The sequence below is a fragment of the Zhongshania sp. genome (assembly GCF_041584495.1).
Lineage (GTDB): Bacteria > Pseudomonadota > Gammaproteobacteria > Pseudomonadales > Spongiibacteraceae > Spongiibacter.
On sequence record NZ_JBFHDY010000080.1, the window covers coordinates 1 to 16,258 of the forward strand.

Below are 16,258 nucleotides of genomic sequence, written 5' to 3' on the forward strand. Positions count from 1 at the left end.
ACAGGACGGGAATAGCGATGGCAGCGATGCAAAAATCAATGGTATTTCAATGCATGTTTTAAAGTTTCCATTTGATAGTGTTCCTGGCTTATTTGCTAAATTGGGCTTTGGGATATCTGAGTATTCAGACTTTCCTACGGCAAGCGATGATGATGATTATCTAGTTACTCAATTTAAATTGGGTGGCGGGTATCTTCATAAAGTGGTGGTAAAGGATTTTGAATTTGGTGTCAGGTTTGATGCAACTTATATTTATGGGACTCGAGAGGAACGCCTTAATGCTCAGCGTAACGATATAAATTCACCCCATTTTTATCGGGATATGAATTACTCTTTGGGTGTGGTTATTCCATTTTAAAAATCAATATTTATAAAAATATTTCGTCATTCAGGAGGTTTTAAGTGTTAAATCCAGATGATTATAGTTTGATCGATGAAGACGTTCAAAAGTGCCCTTTCGATTTTTACAAGGCGATGAGGTCAGAATGCCCTGTGTATGAAATGCCAGAAACGGGATTTTATATTGTCAGCAAGTACGATGACTGTATGGCAGCACTGAGAGATCCGATGGTTTTCTCTAGCAAGATGGGCTTTCGGGTTATTGAGAACTCTGAGGAAGTTGATCGTATTCTTGAAGAGGGCGGTTACGGTGACCAAGTGGACACGCTTGTGACCAATGATCCTCCGTCGCACACGCGTTATAGGAATTATGTGAATCGCGCCTTTACGGTTCAGCGTGTTAGTGGCATGGAACCGTATATCCAGAAGATTATTTCTGATACGTTCGCAGATATTGGTGATAAAAATCATATGGAAGTGGTAACAGAATTCGCCATTCCCATTCCAATGAAAATTATTGCCGACCAGTTAGGCGTAAGCCGTGACGATATGGGTAAATTCAAAGAGTGGTCTGACGCCGCTGTTGAGCCATTAGGTGGACTTATTACGCCCGAGCGTCACATTGAAGTGACCAAGTTGATGGTCGAGTTTCAGCACTATTTCGCAGATCGCATTAAGGAACGTCAAGACGCAAAAGAGGGCGTTTATGACGATATGCTTAATGATTTGGTACAGGCGAGAGTGGAAGGCGAAGAGCCCCTCGACTACCGAGAGTTACTGTCTATCTTGTTGCAGCTTCTGGTTGCCGGAAATGAAACGACCACCAACACGATAGCGTCTGGCGTGTTGCTTCTGTGTCGCAACCCGGCACTGCTGAATGAAATCTACGAGGACGACTCCAAGGCCGAAAAATTTGCTGAAGAAGTGTTGCGCCTTGAATCTCCAGTACAGGGTTTGTTCCGTATGGCGACCCAAGATACGGAATTGGGTGGTGTAAAAATTCCTGAGGGCTCTATGCTCAACCTGCGGTATGCATCCGCCAATCGTGACGAAAAGATATTCCCAGATTCTGAGAATATGGATCTCGGTAGGAAGGGTATCCGTCGTCATTTGGCGTTTGGGTCAGGCATCCATTCCTGCATCGGATCGCAGCTGGCGAGAAAGGAACTGGAATATACTTTCAGCTTCTTGGCTAAACAGCTATCCCACATCGAAATGGCGCCGCAGGACCAGCCAGTGGAATATCACCCTAGCTTGATACTCCGTGGCATTAAAAAGTTAGATGTGAGCTTTGTTCGCAGGAAAGCCGATAAGTAATAATCAAAAGAGGGTGGCAGCATGGAACATGATTATGAGGTTATCGTTATTGGCGGCGGAGGGGCTGGCCTCTCTGCTGCCTGCGCGGCCGCAGAGCTAGGTGCTAGCGTCGCTATTCTCGAGGCAGGTACCTCGGTAGGCGGTTCAACAGCCTTATCAGGTGGCGTTTTCTACGCGGCGGGAACAAGCTTGCAAAAACAGGCGGGTATTGAAAACGACACTGCTGACGACATGTATGAATATTACATGACGTTAAATCAGCACCGTGTTAATGCCCAAAATGTACGGAAGTTGTGTAATGCTTCTGCGGATGCTTTTGAGTGGTTGGTAGAAAGTGGTGTTGAATTTAAACCGGAAGGGCTATACAAGTCCGGTATTGAGTCAGTGCCGAGAGGGCATTCGCCAGCGATGGCCGGTGCGGGTATTACCATGGCACTTGAGGTCAAGGCGCGAAACCTAGGTGTCGACATCGCTCTGCAGTCAAGAGTTAAACAGCTCCATGTGGTTGATGGTGTGGTCAATGGTATCCAGCTTGACGATGATAACATTGTGACATCACGAGCCGTGATAATTGCCACTGGAGGCTTCGGGCATAACAAATACTTGCTAAACAAGTATTACCCAGAGGCGGCATCGCAAGGGGATTGGGCTTGGTGTATTAGCGCCAATACATGTGTCGGTGACGGCTTGGAAATGGGGCTCGATGTCGGTGCGGACCTAGATGGTTATAACCGAGGCCTTCTATTGCCAACGCCTGGTTTTTATCGAAACCTTGATGTTATGTTGCCGAGCTGGCTCGCGTTAGTGAACCGGGAAGGACGCCGTTTTGTGTGCGAGAACATTGAGTATGCCGTTATGTCGGGTGTCATTTCGTCTCAACTTGGTGGCTCGGCATTTGCGATTTTTGACGAAGACTCCAAGAAGAATGGCAAGCCTGATCCTCAGTTTGCGGCCTACTACGACTCGGGCTTCTTGACGTTCAACTGGAGCGATGATCGTATCGAAGAGCAGTTGACAACGGGGAAAGTGGTGAAAGCCGATACGATTGCTGAGCTTGCCGAAAAAGTCGGCGTCGTACCTCGCGCGTTGGAAAACACCATTAGCGAATACAATGCAAGTGTCGAGGCGGGTGCTGACGCACAATTTAATAAGACGCCAGAACTGATGCGCAAAGTGGCTAGGCCGCCATTTTATGCCTGCGAGATCAAGCCTGCTATCGTGTGTTTGACGTCGGCAGGGCTGCGCATGAATGAGAACGCAGAGGTGGTGGACAAATACGGTGATGTTATTAAAGGTTTGTATGCCGCCGGGGAAGTGACTGGAAGTGTGCTTGGTGAGCGCTATATCGGCGGCGGAAACTCGATATGTAATGCTGTCGTGTTTGGGCGTATTGCTGGTGAGCAGGCGGTTTCTGCGTGCCGAAGCGACAATAATTAAGAGGGGGTTGAAATGATAGACGATCTAGCAGGTAAAGTAGCTGTAGTCACTGGCGCAGCACAAGGCATCGGGTTGACCGTTGCCAAAGAACTTCTCGCTAAAGGTGCGAAGGTATATCTAGCTGATATTGAAGACGGAGACTTCGGTGGTGTTGCAGAGACATACGGTGCAGACAAAGCGATTACAGTAAAGTTGGACGTTACGATTCCTGAGAGTTGGTCTGCGTTGCATGACACCATTGCGGGTGCTTGTGGTCACTTAGATATTTTGGTAAATAATGCAGGCATTAGTCCAGCGGGTAGTATAGAAAGTACTGATTTTGAATTGTGGCGCAAGGTTATCAGCGTTAATTTAGACAGTGTTTTTCTTGGTTGTAATACTCTGCTTCCACTCCTTAAAAAGTCGTCAAGCGCGTCTATAATTAACTTGTCTTCTCTGATGGGTATTAAATCAGACGCTAATTTAGCAGCATACAGTGCGTCAAAGGGCGGCGTTAGGCTTCTAACCAAGTCAATTGCCCTGCATGGCGCGCAATTTAAAATCCGCTGTAACTCGGTGCATCCCGGTGGCGTTCGGACACGCATGTTAGACGAGTTTATTAAGACATTCGGTGACGAAGAAGAGGCAATTAAACTCATTACTGCAAACGTGCCACTGGCCACTGTTGGTGAGCCAGAAGACATTTCTAATATGATTCTCTTCTTGGCATCTGACGCATCTAAGTGGATCACCGGCGCTGAAATGTGTGTGGACGGGGGAGCGACCCTAGTATGAGTGGCGTAGCAGGCAGTGATCCTTGCGCCTGGGCGGAGAGCCACGCCTCTAGAAAAGGTGTTCAAGGGGAGGTAGGTAGTGAAAAGGAAACCTGTCACGTAACATCGCATTATTTGTGGTCGATGAGCGAAGAATGCCTAGATGACGTTGCGATGGTTTTTCACAACGGTCCTGAGGTGACTTACCGAGATTTGCAGGAAAGAACGAAAAAAGTTGTTCTTATGCTCCAGGGGCTCGGGCTCAAAAAGGGCGATGTGGTAAGTGCGCAATTGCCTAATTGGGAAGAATTTGCCTATATAAATTTAGCCTGCTGTACTTTAGGGCTGGTTTTTAATCCGATTATTCCCATCTATAGGGGAAAGGAGCTAAGTTTTATTCTCGCAGATGCGGGGACAAAATTACTCTTTATTCCGGATGAATACCGCTCTATGGGCTACGTCGACATGGTTAAAGAGCTCGCGCCTAAAATCGAGAGCCTTGAACATGTAGTTGTACTCCGCTCTGAGGATAGGTCTAAGTTAGATGGGATATTTAAATCCTATGAACTGTTAGTGCAAGGGGTAGATCAGAGTAGCGAGTTTTCGATTCCTGAATCGCCGGATGCTGATCATGTCAAGCTTCTGATGTACACGTCCGGTACTACGGGTACCCCTAAAGGTGTTTTACATAGTCACCGTACGATGGCGACAGTTGTTGACAATGTTGTGAATTTCAGAGAGGTCGATGAATCTGATGTTTACTACATGCCGTCACCGTTGACGCACATTACGGGTTATTCAGCGTGTGAAATGATTGTCCGTACATCGTTACATAAGACGGTTATTCAGGATAAATGGAATAAGGCGGACGCTGTAGACTTTATTCTTAAAACAGGGGCGACATTTACCGTTGGTGCTACGCCATTTCTTGTTGAAATTCTTGATGAGTGTCGTTCGAGAAAAGAAACTCTGCCAAGCTTAAAATCCTTTGCATGTGGCGGAGCGTCTGTACCGCCAGAACTCATACGTTCTGTTTCGGATGTCCTCGAAAATTGCCAAGCTTTTCGTGTTTACGGTAGTACCGAGGTGCCGTTGGTGTCGCAAGGCCTAACGGCTCGCTCACAACTCGAACGTGCCGCGACCACAGATGGTTGTATTTACAATTATGATGTGAAAGTGATCGATGAGAACGGTGACGATGTCACTGCTGGCGAGCGTGATGGGGAGTTCTTGGTTAAAGGCTCAGGTATGTTACTTGGGTATACTAGCCTAGAACAAACGGAAAAAGCGTTTGACGCGTCGGGGTATTTTCATACAGGTGATATCGGTCATGTTTCATCGAATAATGACATTGTCATTACAGATCGTATGAAAGATATCATTATTCGAGGTGGTGAAAATATTAGCGCCAAAGAAGTCGAAGATGTTCTGCACGAACATGAGAACATCAGGGAAGCTGCCGTTGTAAGTCAGCCAAATGAACGACTTGGTGAAGGCGTTTGTGCATTTATTATACCGGCTAGTGATGCAGCGCTAATTCTGGAAGAGGTGAATCAGTACCTCCGAGAAAAGGGCTTGGCGAAGCAGAAGCAGCTGGAAAATATGATCATAGTAGACAGTTTCGAAAGAACCGCGTCAGGTAAGATTAGAAAAGATATTTTACGGAATATTACCTGGAAAAAATGAGGTGAGTGATGGTAGTCGTAAAGCTAGATAAAGAGTTGTGTTGTTCTTATCAATCTTGCATGACCGAATGCCCAGAAGTTTTTGGAAGTGATGATATAGGGGTGGTTAAACTATTGATGACAGAGATTCCAGAGACCTATCGTGAAAAAGTAGAATTAGCAGCATCCGTTTGTCCACAAAACGTAATAACAATAGAGAGAGCATGAACATGGCAGATATCGATATTATTTATAAGCTTCCCAGTGTTTTTCGGGGAGAATCACAAAAAGACCTAGATTGCGTCATATTTTTCAATATGTCTCGTCCTATGGCACTTATTATCAAGAATGGCGAGGCTGTCGTAGAAGAAGGTGAACCAGAGACGCCAACGCTCACATTGACGATGAAAGATGATTTCCTGCTCACATTGTTGAGCGGCAAAGTGGCTGGTATGACTGCGGTTATGACTGGTAAGCTGAAATTTAAAGGGAATATGGCCCTAGCCCAGAAATTATCTAAATTGTTTGACTTAGAAAAACTGTAAATTTAGATGATTAAAAAATTCGCTAAGCAGATTTGGAGAGTCAAATGGGGAAGTTAGATAATAGTATTTTGTTATCAATATACGAGAAAATGACTCGTATAAAAATGAACGATGAGCGATTTATTGCAGAAATGAACGCCGGTCGTATCACGATGCCTTACTATTCGGCTCGTGGGCAGGAGTGCATTCCTGCATCTATTTCTGTACTCCTTAATTCAGAAGACTATCTGGTCACAATATATCGAGGTATTCACGATATGTTGGCCAAAGGCGTTCCCGCCAAGTTGATTTGGGCAGAGCTTGCCGGGCGAGAGACCGGCGCTTGTAAAGGTAAGGGCGGGCCGATGCACATTACGCATCCTGCGACAGGTTGTATGTTGACCACTGGTATCGTGGGTGCTGGCTTGCCGATAGCAACGGGTTTGGCGCTTTCTTCTAAAATGAGGGGAGATCAGCGTGTAACCGTGACCAATTTTGGTGATGGCGCCTCAAATATTGGCGCATTTCACGAATCGCTGAATTTAGCCTCGGTGTGGAAATTGCCGGTTATATTCGTCTGCCAGAATAACCGGTATGCCGAGCACACTAATTTCGCCAAAGGTACTGCTTGTGATTCAGTGGCAAGTCGAGCTTCATCGTATAATATGCCAGGTGTACAAGTTGACGGTAATGATCCGCAAAGTGTTTATGCTGCAGCGAAAACGGCGATTGAGCGAGCTCGAGCTGGCGACGGGCCGACTCTTATAGAAGCGATGACGTTCCGTTTTAACGGTCATACTATGGGCGATGCGGGTGGATACATCCCTGAAGAAGAGTATAAAACGGCGAAAGAAAACGACCCTTATCCTAAGTTTCGTGCATTCCTTGAGGAAGCTAGCGTAGCGACAGCTGAAGCTCTTAATGAGCTGGACGAGGCGATCGCCCTCGAATTAGAAGAAGCTGTCAAGTTTGCCTACGATAGTCCATTGGTTAACGCGAGCGACGTCCTTAAGGATGTTTTTGCATAAAACGGGGAGAGAATACTGTGCCTAAGAATGAAAATATTATTTCTGCAGTTAATAGAGCTTTGTCGTATGCACTTGAGAACGATAAAGATGTGTTTTTAATGGGTGAAGACATCGCTGACGAAGAGGGCGGCGGTGTTTTAAAAGTTACCCACGGCTTGTCTTCAAAATACGGGGCTGACCGTGTTCTGTCTACTCCAATTTCGGAGATGGCATTTACTGGTGCTGGCGTTGGCGCAGCCATTGCTGGCATGAAGCCGGTAGTGGAAATCATGCTGATGAATTTTACTGCGGTGTGTATGGACCAGATTACAAATCATGCCGCGAAAATCAGATATATGTCTGGCGGCCAGACTAATGTTCCTATGGTTATTAGGACCATGACTGGTTCAGGTTTCCAGACTGGTGGTCAGCATTCAGATTTTCTGGAAGCGTGGTTTTGCCATACCCCTGGCCTTAAAGTTGTCATGCCGTCTAACGCTAAAGACGCATATGGTTTGCTATTGAGTGCCATCAATGATCCTGACCCGGTTATCTACATCGAACATTCGGCATCCTATTGGAATGAGGGTGAGGCCGCTGAAGATGGAGAGTTAATCCCTATAGGTAAGGCAAATATTGTTCGGGAAGGTAGTGATATCACCTTAATCGGATATAGCCGCTCTATGATGGAGCTTTCGATGGTCGCATCGAGCTTCGAAGAGAAAGGGATTTCATGCGAGGTGATTGATCTGCGTACCGTGTCGCCTATCGATTATGATACGATACTCAAATCTGTTGAAAAAACAGGGCGGGCGCTGATTGCCCATGAAGCGGTTAAATCTTTTGGTGTGGGTGCTGAGGTTTCGGCGACAATTCAGGAACGAGCGTTTAAATACTTAAAAGCGCCTGTTGCACGAGTGGCTAGTAAGGATACGCCGGTTCCTTTTGCAAAAAATCTCGAGAGTGAATTTACCTATGCACTTTCAGATATAGAGAATGCCGTACTAAGTTGTATGAATTACGCGGGGAGCGATAAATGAGTGTTGATATTATTATACCTAAAGTTGGATTCGCTTCGAGTGATGGGACGCTAGTAAAATGGCACGCTGAGGATGGTGCGCAGGTAAATGAAGGTGATCCACTCTACGATTTGGAGACTGATAAGTCGGTTCAAGAGATCTTTTCCCCGGCATCTGGGACATTAAAAATTATTGGGACCGAGGGTGAGGAATATAAGGTGGGCGAAGTGGTCGGTGTTGTGGCATGAGTTTCTTGTTAGAAAATATAGGAAACTCTGCTGATTGGCCGTTAGAGGATAATGAGCAATACGGTTCTACCGAGTTAGTGAAGCTAACTCGGATCCAGAGCGTAGTTGGAAAAAATCTCCATAGGAACTGGTTGGCGATTCCTCACGTTACACACGATGAACACATTGTCGTAGATAGCTTCTTTGATGCAAAAAAGGAAGGGAGTCTAAGTGGTGTGTCATTTTTGGCGTCAATCGTGAAAGCCTCCGCGTTGACGCTGAAAGAATTTCCAAGCTTCAATGCCTCAACCGATGCGAAGGGAAGTGAGCTTTTACTTAAAGATTTCGTCAACATTGGTGTGGCGGTTGATACAGAGCACGGCTTATTCGTTCCCGTCGTGGAGCACTGCGATACGAAAAGCATGGTAGATATATCGGGAGATATATCTACCATGGCTAACTTGGCGAAGGAAAAGAAGCTGCCGTTTGAAAAAATGCAAGGCGGTACGTTTACCATTAGTTCGCTAGGCAGTATTGGCGGTGTCGGCTTCACGCCGATAATTAACGCTCCGCAAGTCGCGATTCTAGGCGCGTCTTCGGTTTTTGATCGGCCGGTACGACTACCCGATGACACGCTAGGTTGGGAGAAATGTTTGCCTGTTTCACTGTCGTATGACCATCGGATTATCAATGGCGCTGATGCCGCCCGTTTCTGTAAGAGACTTGAGCATAATCTAAAGCAGCTACTAGGGCGTGGGGAAAGCGAATAGATGAAAATTGATCTAAGTACTTGTGATCTTAATACGTTTCGAGCGGAAATTGAGAGCTTTGTGTCTAGCAATCTATCCTCGTCACTGCAGCAAGCTAGCCGACTGGCAACAAGTATTTTCTGCGATTTCCGGGCAATGATGGAGTGGCAGAAACTATTGCACAGCAATGGTATGGCTGCACCCTCATGGCCAAGTGAGTTTGGTGGGTGCGGTTGGGATCCGGAGCGAATTCTTATTTTCAGAGAAGTGTGTGCTTCCTTCGATGCTCCCCAGCTGACATCAATGGGTATTCAGATGTTGGGCCCTATTATCATGAACTATGGGACTAATGCTCAAAAATCAGAGCTGCTTCCTAAAATTTTAAGCGGTGAAGATTTTTGGTGCCAGGGGTATTCAGAGCCATCGGCGGGTTCGGATTTGGGGTCATTGTCGACGAAGGCCGAGCGACAGGGCGATTTTTATGTCGTAAACGGGTCCAAAATTTGGACAAGTTTAGCTCAGCATTCGAATAAGATTTTCTGTCTCGTGAGGACGGGGAAGGAAAAAAGCCCGAAGAATAGCATCAGCTTCTTACTCATTGATTTAGACACTCCTGGGGTCGAGGTACGACCAATTGTGTCTTTAGATGGGACTGTTGAGCAATGCGAAGTATTCTTTACTGATGCGAAGGTGCCAGTGCAGAACATTGTCGGCGAAGAAAACGACGGATGGAAGGTTGCGCTGTCTTTACTAGAGCATGAGCGTGGTGGCGCGAGTTACTATGTCAGTTTGCGGCGTAAACTTGAACTGATAAAGGAATACAGTGAATCTTCCTTGGTTAGCAACATTGTTTCGGAAAGATGCGAGAACGAACTTTTAGATATCGAGGCGGACGTGTTGTCGCTGACTTATTTAGAGCGGGGCATCGCGAAGTCTTCAGAGGGAGATAGTCGGATCGGCGCCCTCAGTTCGCTCACAAAATTAATAGGCACTGAGTTGGGTCAAAAGTTAGATGAAATTTCGCTTTCCCTTAGAGGCCGAGACGCATTAGTCGTGATGGAGCATGAAGTGGACCCTTACTATGTTGGTGAAAGCTCGGCGTGTGACAAAGACGCAGCAGCATTTAATTCTTACATCAACAATAGAGCGTCGACCATATATGGGGGAACGGCCCAAATACAGCGTAACATCATCGCTAAGAAAATTTTAATGTTGTAAGATAATTGAGAGCTAAGTAATGAATTCAGAAGAGCGTGATTTGCTATTCGCGAGTGTAAATAAGTATCTTACCAATAGTTATAATTATTACGATTTTCGCTTGGATGGAAGCGCCTCTAGCGAAAGCGTAATGAAGATGTATAAAGAAACCTGCGATTTAGGATGGTCGGCTTTTTTGTTTTCTGAAGAAGTAGGCGGTTTCGGAGGGGCAGCAATTGACATTGCTGAACTGTTTGAAAAGTTTGGTAAGCATCGGGTCGTGACACCGTATTTGGAGAGTCAGATTACTGCGGGGACTATTCTTTCCTGCATTGGGGAGAAGGGTAGTGCGGTATTAGGCGAGCTGATAGCGGGAAATATAACACTCTGTGTTTTAGGTAGCTCTGATCGTTATTCTGATAGCGGCCCCATCGCTTTAAATCTCGATACTTTGGACGATCCTGCTTGTGATTATGGCGCTGTTCCGTGGGCGCCTGTTGCCGATAAAATGCTTGTGGTTGCCTCGAATAAAGGCGAAGACATGCTGTTGTTGGTTGATAGACAAAGCCCTAGTATTTCTGTGGAACGTCGCGTCGGTGTCGATGGATCGCTCGTTGGAAAGGTGACGATCAATGATTTACGTAGAGACAGCTGTGAAATTCTTGCGGAAGGAAGTGCTGTTTCCGACATTGTGAAAATAGCGTGTCTTAAAACGAGCATTGCACTCTGCGCAGAAGCTGTGGGTGCGATGGAGTCGCTGCTTCGCCAAACGGTGGAGTACACGAAAACAAGAAAGCAGTTTGGCCAGCCAATCTCTAATTTTCAAGTCCTTCAGCACATGATGGCGAATATGTTTGTTGCGCACACGACCTCTCATGAAATGTTGAAAGGGATTGCGTCAGAAATTTCCACCGATGCTGATTACCTTGCGTACGAGCGTGAGATCATGCTGCTTAAGCATAAAATCAACAAAGAATCTAAGTATGTTCGGCATTCAGCAATGCAGTGTCATGGCGGCATAGCCACCACAGATGAATTGATGCTCGGCCATTATTTAAAGCGGTTAGTGGTGATCGATAATTACTTCGGTGGGCCTCATGTGGATATGGATCGAATTAACCGCGAAGCGGCCTGAACTAACTAGCGGTGTCAAGTAATTAGAAAGGTGAACGTCGAAGTTAATTCGGCCATAGAGCTATCTGCCCTGAGCGAAGGTGGCGGGTCACTGGCCGACAGTGTTGCAATGATAATTTATAATCGGCCTGCTAGGTCGATTTACCTACGCACAGCTGAATATAACTAGGCAGCTTTCGGAGGGTGAGTGTTGGCGCTCTGGGCTTGCCTTCATTAGAGACGTAAATTCTCTAACGGCGGCGGGCGGAGAGCGTCAGCCGTCTCGTCAACGCATTCTTGAATTCATTACTTTGGTGGCGCTGGCGTCGAGGTCTCACTCGGCTCTGGTGGCATGGGTCGTCTCTTTATTCTCTGCCTAGCCGCGGCATCACGAAAATTTCTAGCACATGTACAGTTAATTTAGATTAATAATATTTTCATCTCATAGAGATGCAAGTCTGTGGGAAATTTGTTTTTATAATGTCGTATTATTCCGTTGTCACCTGATGGTGGTGTCGGGCAATTATGTTCGCTCGTGCCTCCTCGATGCTTATTTGCATTATTATTATCGCCGAGCAGGGTATAGTAAAAAGTAAGGAACAACATAATTACATGACAGTATCAGGCTTATTGGAAAGTGCGTTCTGCCTTTGGGGTATGTATGAAGTATAGTCATTCAGGATTTTTTGCCGCAGCGTTTATGCTGGGTTATCTCCTCTTAGGCAGTGAGTTCGTCTATTCATTCGACTGTGATTCATCGAAATATTACGATTCGATTGAAGAGACTAGTAATCACAGTAAATCCTGTTTCGTCGTTGGAGAAAGGCATCGTAAACGCCTGTCGGTGCCGCTGATAGCTGAATCAGATTCAGCGATTTCCGTGAGATCTAAGCTCACGGGTTTTGTCAGTGAAATTTACGTTCAGGAAGGGGACCGGGTCGCCAAAGGTGACGAGCTGATCTTGATAGACGACCCAGTGCTCAACGATAGTTTGAGTGTGGCGTACAAGAATCTTGTTGTGGCAAAAGGTAAATACAGGAAATCTAAAGCGAGCTTCAAACGAATAGCTAATTTATTCCGAAATAAATTGGTCTCTAAAGAAGCGTACGAGGCGGCAGAGTTGGATCATGAAATATCGCTGGCCGAGTTAAAAACAGCAGAAAAGCATTATAAGTCCTCGAAGCAGTCGAATTCTTACAGCCTTATTCAGGCGCCATACGATGGGCTGGTTCGGTCGATAGACGCCAAAGTCGGTCAATTATCCCAATACGGTGAGGGGCTCATGGTATTAACCAAGATTGATGACTTGGTGCTGAAGGGGTGGGTGCCAGCGTCGTTTATTGCTGAGGTAGTTCTTGATGGGGCGGTTGAAGTCGTTATTGCGGGCGTTCCCTATTTGGCAGATGTTGAGTTTGTCTCTGATGAAATTAATACGACGCACCAGTCTGTCGAAATTAAGCTAAGAACCACGACGAATATCACTGGTGGAATGAGTGGTATGCATGGCGAAGCGTTATTGAGGTTTCGGGAGGAGCGCCAAGGAGGATATCTGATCCCTAAACAGGCGATTGTTTTTCACGCGGGCATGTATGGGGTTTTTGTGGAAAGTGAAAAGTCCGGCGTTAAGTTCAGGTGGATAGACTCGGGTGACGAGTATGGCGAGATGGTAGAAGTCATTTCGGGGTTAAGTGCCGGAGACGAAATTATATTTTGAGCGAACAGTTCCTGGCGGGTGCGGAGGAATTTTCAACACTGCTCATTCGTTATGAGATCATAAAGTATAACTATAACGTGTTTAAACGTATTAAGGTGTATTCGTGGCCAAGTTTGGGATTGCGTATTTAATTGCTAGTTTGTTCACTGACTCAAAGCTGACGCCAGTCGTTATTCTCTGTATTTTTGCCGTTGGGGCGATAGCGATCGATTCTACGCCCAAGGAAGATAATCCACAAATCGTGGTGCCGGGGGCAACAATCGTCGTTGATTATCCTGGGGCGACAGCGGAAGAAATCGAACAGCTGGTGGTCAGACCAATCGAGAAATCGGTGAAACTGATTTCCGGTGTATCAGATTATTACTCGACGGCGTCACACTCTAGGGCTGAGTTTGCGATTTTTTTCGAAGTTGGTGAAGACCAGGAGGAAGCCTTAGTCAGGCTCCATGATCGCTTTGAGAAAATCTCACGGCTATTGCCCATCGGTGCCTCTAAGCCAATTATTAATAGCATTAATATTGCTGACGTCCCTATTATGACAATCACTATGTCGTCGAAGGCGGTGGGGGAGGACCAGTTAAAAATATTGGCGGAGGCGCTTTTGGATGATCTTCTGGTGATAGAAGATGTCTCCTCTGCGTATATTAAAGGCGGGCTTAATGGTGATGTCGTTGTCGAGGTTGATCCAGCTAAATTGCTAGCATCTAAAGTCGGACTTAAGGAGGTCGTCGCGGCTGTGAGGGATGCCAGTGTCACGGTGCCTTTGGGTCCTGAGTCGGTGGGTGACGCCAGTCACATGTATGTTTTTGGTGATGGGCTGACGTCTGTTGCGGACGTTGAGTCTGTTGCAGTGAGAGCATCAGTTGATAAGGGCGAGCTTATATTGCGCGATATCGCCAGAGTCAGTGGTATGCCCGAGAAGTGGCGAGAAACGATTTCATTGTTTGGCTTTGGAAAGGGCGAGCCTGAAAAGCGGGAGCTGGCCCCTGAGGTGATGCCAGCCGTTACTATTGCCATTGCGAAAAAACGGCACGCGAACTCAGTTACGGTTTCGGATAAGGTGAGAGCACGGCTGGCGAAGTTTGTTGCAGAGCATGACGCAGATAAGATATTCGCTGAAGTGACCCGAGATGACGGCTCGGTGGCGAGGGGTACATCTAATGAGTTGTTTCACCATCTTGCAATCGCGATTGCAGTAGTTTTTCTAATTACCTATATGTTCCTCGGGTTTAAGGCTGCATGCGTTGTCGGCTTTACCGTACCGCTGGTACTTGGATTAACCATTGCTACGCTTAGTGTGATGGGCTTAACCCTTAACAGGGTGTCGCTGCTAGGGTTGATTATTGCATTGGGGATGCTAGTCGACGATGCGATTGTCGTTTTGGAGAATATATACAGTGCCGGGGGGAGTAACGCTGAACAGGGAAATAAAAAAAATATTGTGATTGGTGCCGCGGCAGAAGTGGGTAATCCTACGAATATTGCGACAGTCGCCATCGTGATTGTGTTTATTTCCACGCTTGTGATCACGGATATGCCGGGAGAGTTCTTTTATCCAGTTTCCGTGGTGGTACCTATTGCAATGCTGGCATCGCTTTTTATCGCGTATAGCGTTGTACCCTGGCTGTCGTTTAATTTTTTGGATTTTTCTAAACACTCGGCGCCAATTGAAAGATACTTGGATAGTATCAACGCGGTATATAAGCGCATGCTGATGTCGTTGCTTGATAACGTGAGTGTCCGACGCACGTCATTATATTTATCGGTCTTTTTGTTGTTGGCTGTAATGGTAATGCCCGCGTGGCAGTTCCTTCGGCCCAGTGGTGTAGGCGGTGAGCCACCACCATTAGGTGTGTTGTTGCACTCTATGCCACAGATCGATACCAATACTCTGAATATAGTAATTGAAATACCACCAAACCGGACACTAATGTATTCACAGCAAGTGGCGCAAGAGGTTGCAACGGAGTTGGCGGGAAAGGATTCGGTAACGAATTTTCAGATTTGGCTTGGGGAGTCGGGTGTTGAAGACTTCAATGGCATTCTGCGGGGCACCAGTTCTCGTGAAGGGCAGAATATCGCCGAAATACGGGTTAATTTGCGGAATAAAAGTACGCGGTCTTATACGTCAATGGATGTTGCCCGCGAGCTGAGAGAGATGGTTTCGGAAATAGAAGCTAAATTTTCCGGTGTACTTATTAGGGTGGTAGAGGATCCCCCTGGGCCTCCAGCACGCGCTGGGCTGTTAGCCGAGGTGTACGGTGATAATAGCGAGGAGTTACGGGAAATCGCTCTGGGTCTTGGCGATGTGTTTAAGAACACCTGGGGTGTTATCGAGGTCTCTGATAGCGTGTTTGAAGATATTTATCAGTATACCTATAAGGTTGATGAGCGAGCGCTACGGCGCTATGGCGTAAGTCGCGCTGAGTTGTACTCGGTGCTGAACCTGGCGATTAATGGTGCCAATCTTGGCAGAATCATGAATGGTGGTGCTCGACAAGAAAGGCACATATTACTCAAATTTCCCTTTTCGTATGTTGATACATTGGTCCCGCTAGAAAACATCAAAGTTAGGGGGGCGGGTGGTGTCGAGGTGCCTCTCTCGGAACTGCTGACGTTAGAAAAGACGATATTGAGTCACCCAATCTTGCATAAGAACGGGTCGCCGGTCGCATACGTAACGGGAGAAATGGGTGAGTCGGTGCCGTTGTATGGCGTTTTGGATATCAGTAATCAAGTGAAAGAAAAGGGGATAGGTGCAAACTTCCTCGTCAACGACGATAACATCGTCGTCTCTGCAGATAAACAGGGCTCCGCTAAAGCTGTAATCGTGTGGGAAGGCTCCTATGACCAAGTTATGCAAGCCTTTGGAGAAATGGCGCTAGCACTGCTTATTTCGCTTTTAATGGTGTATGTATTGTTGGTTTATTACTACAAGTCGTTTGCGATACCTTTGATAGCAATGTTGGCGATTCCTTTTGCTTTAATTGGTGTTTTCCCTGCCCATTGGGCGTTTTCAGAACTCTTTACGTCGACGTCGATGGTGGGTGTTATCGCACTCGCCGGTGTCGTGGTGAGAAATTCGCTTTTAATTTTCGATTTTGTGTTCCAGTCTTTGCGGAACGGGGAAGAGCTGAAGTCAGCGTTGATCGACTGTACTGTAGCTCGACTCAGGCCGATCGTTCTTACTGCGGCATCG

The 16,258-nt window shown here is 46.5% G+C and carries 15 protein-coding genes; all 15 read left to right on the top strand.

Annotated features, from left to right (window positions below):
• The coding region (locus ABYP33_RS12815) for a hypothetical protein (RefSeq protein WP_373091405.1) at positions 1–358 on the top strand (358 nt) is incomplete at its 5' end.
• A gap of 44 nt (positions 359–402) precedes the next feature.
• Positions 403–1,656 (top strand): cytochrome P450, encoded by a 1,254-nt coding sequence (locus ABYP33_RS12820; protein WP_373091406.1) that lies wholly within the window; start codon positions 403–405, stop codon positions 1,654–1,656.
• 21 nt (positions 1,657–1,677) lie between these two features.
• Positions 1,678–3,093: an FAD-dependent oxidoreductase gene (locus ABYP33_RS12825; RefSeq protein WP_373091407.1), complete on the top strand. Its 1,416-nt coding sequence runs from the start codon at positions 1,678–1,680 to the stop codon at positions 3,091–3,093.
• Positions 3,094–3,105: 12 nt separating this feature from the next.
• Positions 3,106–3,867: an SDR family NAD(P)-dependent oxidoreductase gene (locus ABYP33_RS12830; RefSeq protein ID WP_373091408.1), complete on the top strand. Its 762-nt coding sequence runs from the start codon at positions 3,106–3,108 to the stop codon at positions 3,865–3,867.
• Complete coding sequence (locus tag ABYP33_RS12835) at positions 3,864–5,531, top strand: AMP-binding protein (protein WP_373091409.1); 1,668 nt, start codon at positions 3,864–3,866, stop codon at positions 5,529–5,531. The genes ABYP33_RS12830 and ABYP33_RS12835 overlap by 4 nt, the downstream gene beginning before the upstream one ends.
• Before the next feature lie 8 nt (positions 5,532–5,539).
• The gene (locus ABYP33_RS12840) at positions 5,540–5,737 is read left to right on the top strand and encodes a ferredoxin (protein ID WP_373091421.1); all 198 of its coding nucleotides are present in this window, start codon (positions 5,540–5,542) and stop codon (positions 5,735–5,737) included.
• A gap of 2 nt (positions 5,738–5,739) precedes the next feature.
• Positions 5,740–6,054 (top strand): SCP2 sterol-binding domain-containing protein, encoded by a 315-nt coding sequence (locus tag ABYP33_RS12845; RefSeq protein WP_373091410.1) that lies wholly within the window; start codon positions 5,740–5,742, stop codon positions 6,052–6,054.
• A gap of 44 nt (positions 6,055–6,098) precedes the next feature.
• Positions 6,099–7,061 carry a thiamine pyrophosphate-dependent dehydrogenase E1 component subunit alpha gene (locus ABYP33_RS12850; protein WP_373091411.1) on the top strand — a complete coding sequence of 321 codons (963 nt, stop codon included), beginning with the start codon at positions 6,099–6,101 and terminating at the stop codon, positions 7,059–7,061.
• A gap of 17 nt (positions 7,062–7,078) precedes the next feature.
• Positions 7,079–8,080, top strand: a complete 1,002-nt coding sequence (locus ABYP33_RS12855) for an alpha-ketoacid dehydrogenase subunit beta (RefSeq protein WP_373091413.1) — start codon at positions 7,079–7,081, stop codon at positions 8,078–8,080.
• Entirely contained in the window at positions 8,077–8,307 is a 231-nt protein-coding gene (locus ABYP33_RS12860) for a biotin/lipoyl-containing protein (RefSeq protein ID WP_373091414.1), read from the top strand. Before ABYP33_RS12855 ends, ABYP33_RS12860 begins: the two co-directional genes overlap by 4 nt.
• Positions 8,304–9,056, top strand: a complete 753-nt coding sequence (locus tag ABYP33_RS12865; RefSeq protein WP_373091415.1) for a 2-oxo acid dehydrogenase subunit E2 — start codon at positions 8,304–8,306, stop codon at positions 9,054–9,056. Before ABYP33_RS12860 ends, ABYP33_RS12865 begins: the two co-directional genes overlap by 4 nt.
• Positions 9,057–10,253, top strand: a complete 1,197-nt coding sequence (locus ABYP33_RS12870; RefSeq protein WP_373091416.1) for an acyl-CoA dehydrogenase family protein — start codon at positions 9,057–9,059, stop codon at positions 10,251–10,253. It begins immediately after the preceding gene.
• Between the two features lie 19 nt (positions 10,254–10,272).
• On the top strand, positions 10,273–11,367 hold the full coding sequence (locus ABYP33_RS12875; RefSeq protein ID WP_373091417.1) for an acyl-CoA dehydrogenase family protein: 1,095 nt from the start codon (positions 10,273–10,275) through the stop codon (positions 11,365–11,367).
• Positions 11,368–12,006: 639 nt separating this feature from the next.
• The gene (locus ABYP33_RS12880; RefSeq protein WP_373091418.1) at positions 12,007–13,059 is read left to right on the top strand and encodes an efflux RND transporter periplasmic adaptor subunit; all 1,053 of its coding nucleotides are present in this window, start codon (positions 12,007–12,009) and stop codon (positions 13,057–13,059) included.
• A gap of 103 nt (positions 13,060–13,162) precedes the next feature.
• A partial coding sequence (locus tag ABYP33_RS12885; RefSeq protein ID WP_373091420.1) for an efflux RND transporter permease subunit occupies positions 13,163–16,258 on the top strand: 3,096 nt, incomplete at its 3' end.

Coding starts and splice junctions, on each gene's coding strand:
- ABYP33_RS12870 (WP_373091416.1), top strand. CDS start 9,057: ATGAAAATTGATCTAAGTACTTGTGATCTTAATACGTTTCGAGCGGAA.
- ABYP33_RS12845 (WP_373091410.1), top strand. CDS start 5,740: ATGGCAGATATCGATATTATTTATAAGCTTCCCAGTGTTTTTCGGGGA.
- ABYP33_RS12835 (WP_373091409.1), top strand. CDS start 3,864: ATGAGTGGCGTAGCAGGCAGTGATCCTTGCGCCTGGGCGGAGAGCCAC.
- ABYP33_RS12850 (WP_373091411.1), top strand. CDS start 6,099: ATGGGGAAGTTAGATAATAGTATTTTGTTATCAATATACGAGAAAATG.
- ABYP33_RS12860 (WP_373091414.1), top strand. CDS start 8,077: ATGAGTGTTGATATTATTATACCTAAAGTTGGATTCGCTTCGAGTGAT.
- ABYP33_RS12875 (WP_373091417.1), top strand. CDS start 10,273: ATGAATTCAGAAGAGCGTGATTTGCTATTCGCGAGTGTAAATAAGTAT.
- ABYP33_RS12830 (WP_373091408.1), top strand. CDS start 3,106: ATGATAGACGATCTAGCAGGTAAAGTAGCTGTAGTCACTGGCGCAGCA.
- ABYP33_RS12865 (WP_373091415.1), top strand. CDS start 8,304: ATGAGTTTCTTGTTAGAAAATATAGGAAACTCTGCTGATTGGCCGTTA.
- ABYP33_RS12840 (WP_373091421.1), top strand. CDS start 5,540: ATGGTAGTCGTAAAGCTAGATAAAGAGTTGTGTTGTTCTTATCAATCT.
- ABYP33_RS12825 (WP_373091407.1), top strand. CDS start 1,678: ATGGAACATGATTATGAGGTTATCGTTATTGGCGGCGGAGGGGCTGGC.
- ABYP33_RS12880 (WP_373091418.1), top strand. CDS start 12,007: ATGAAGTATAGTCATTCAGGATTTTTTGCCGCAGCGTTTATGCTGGGT.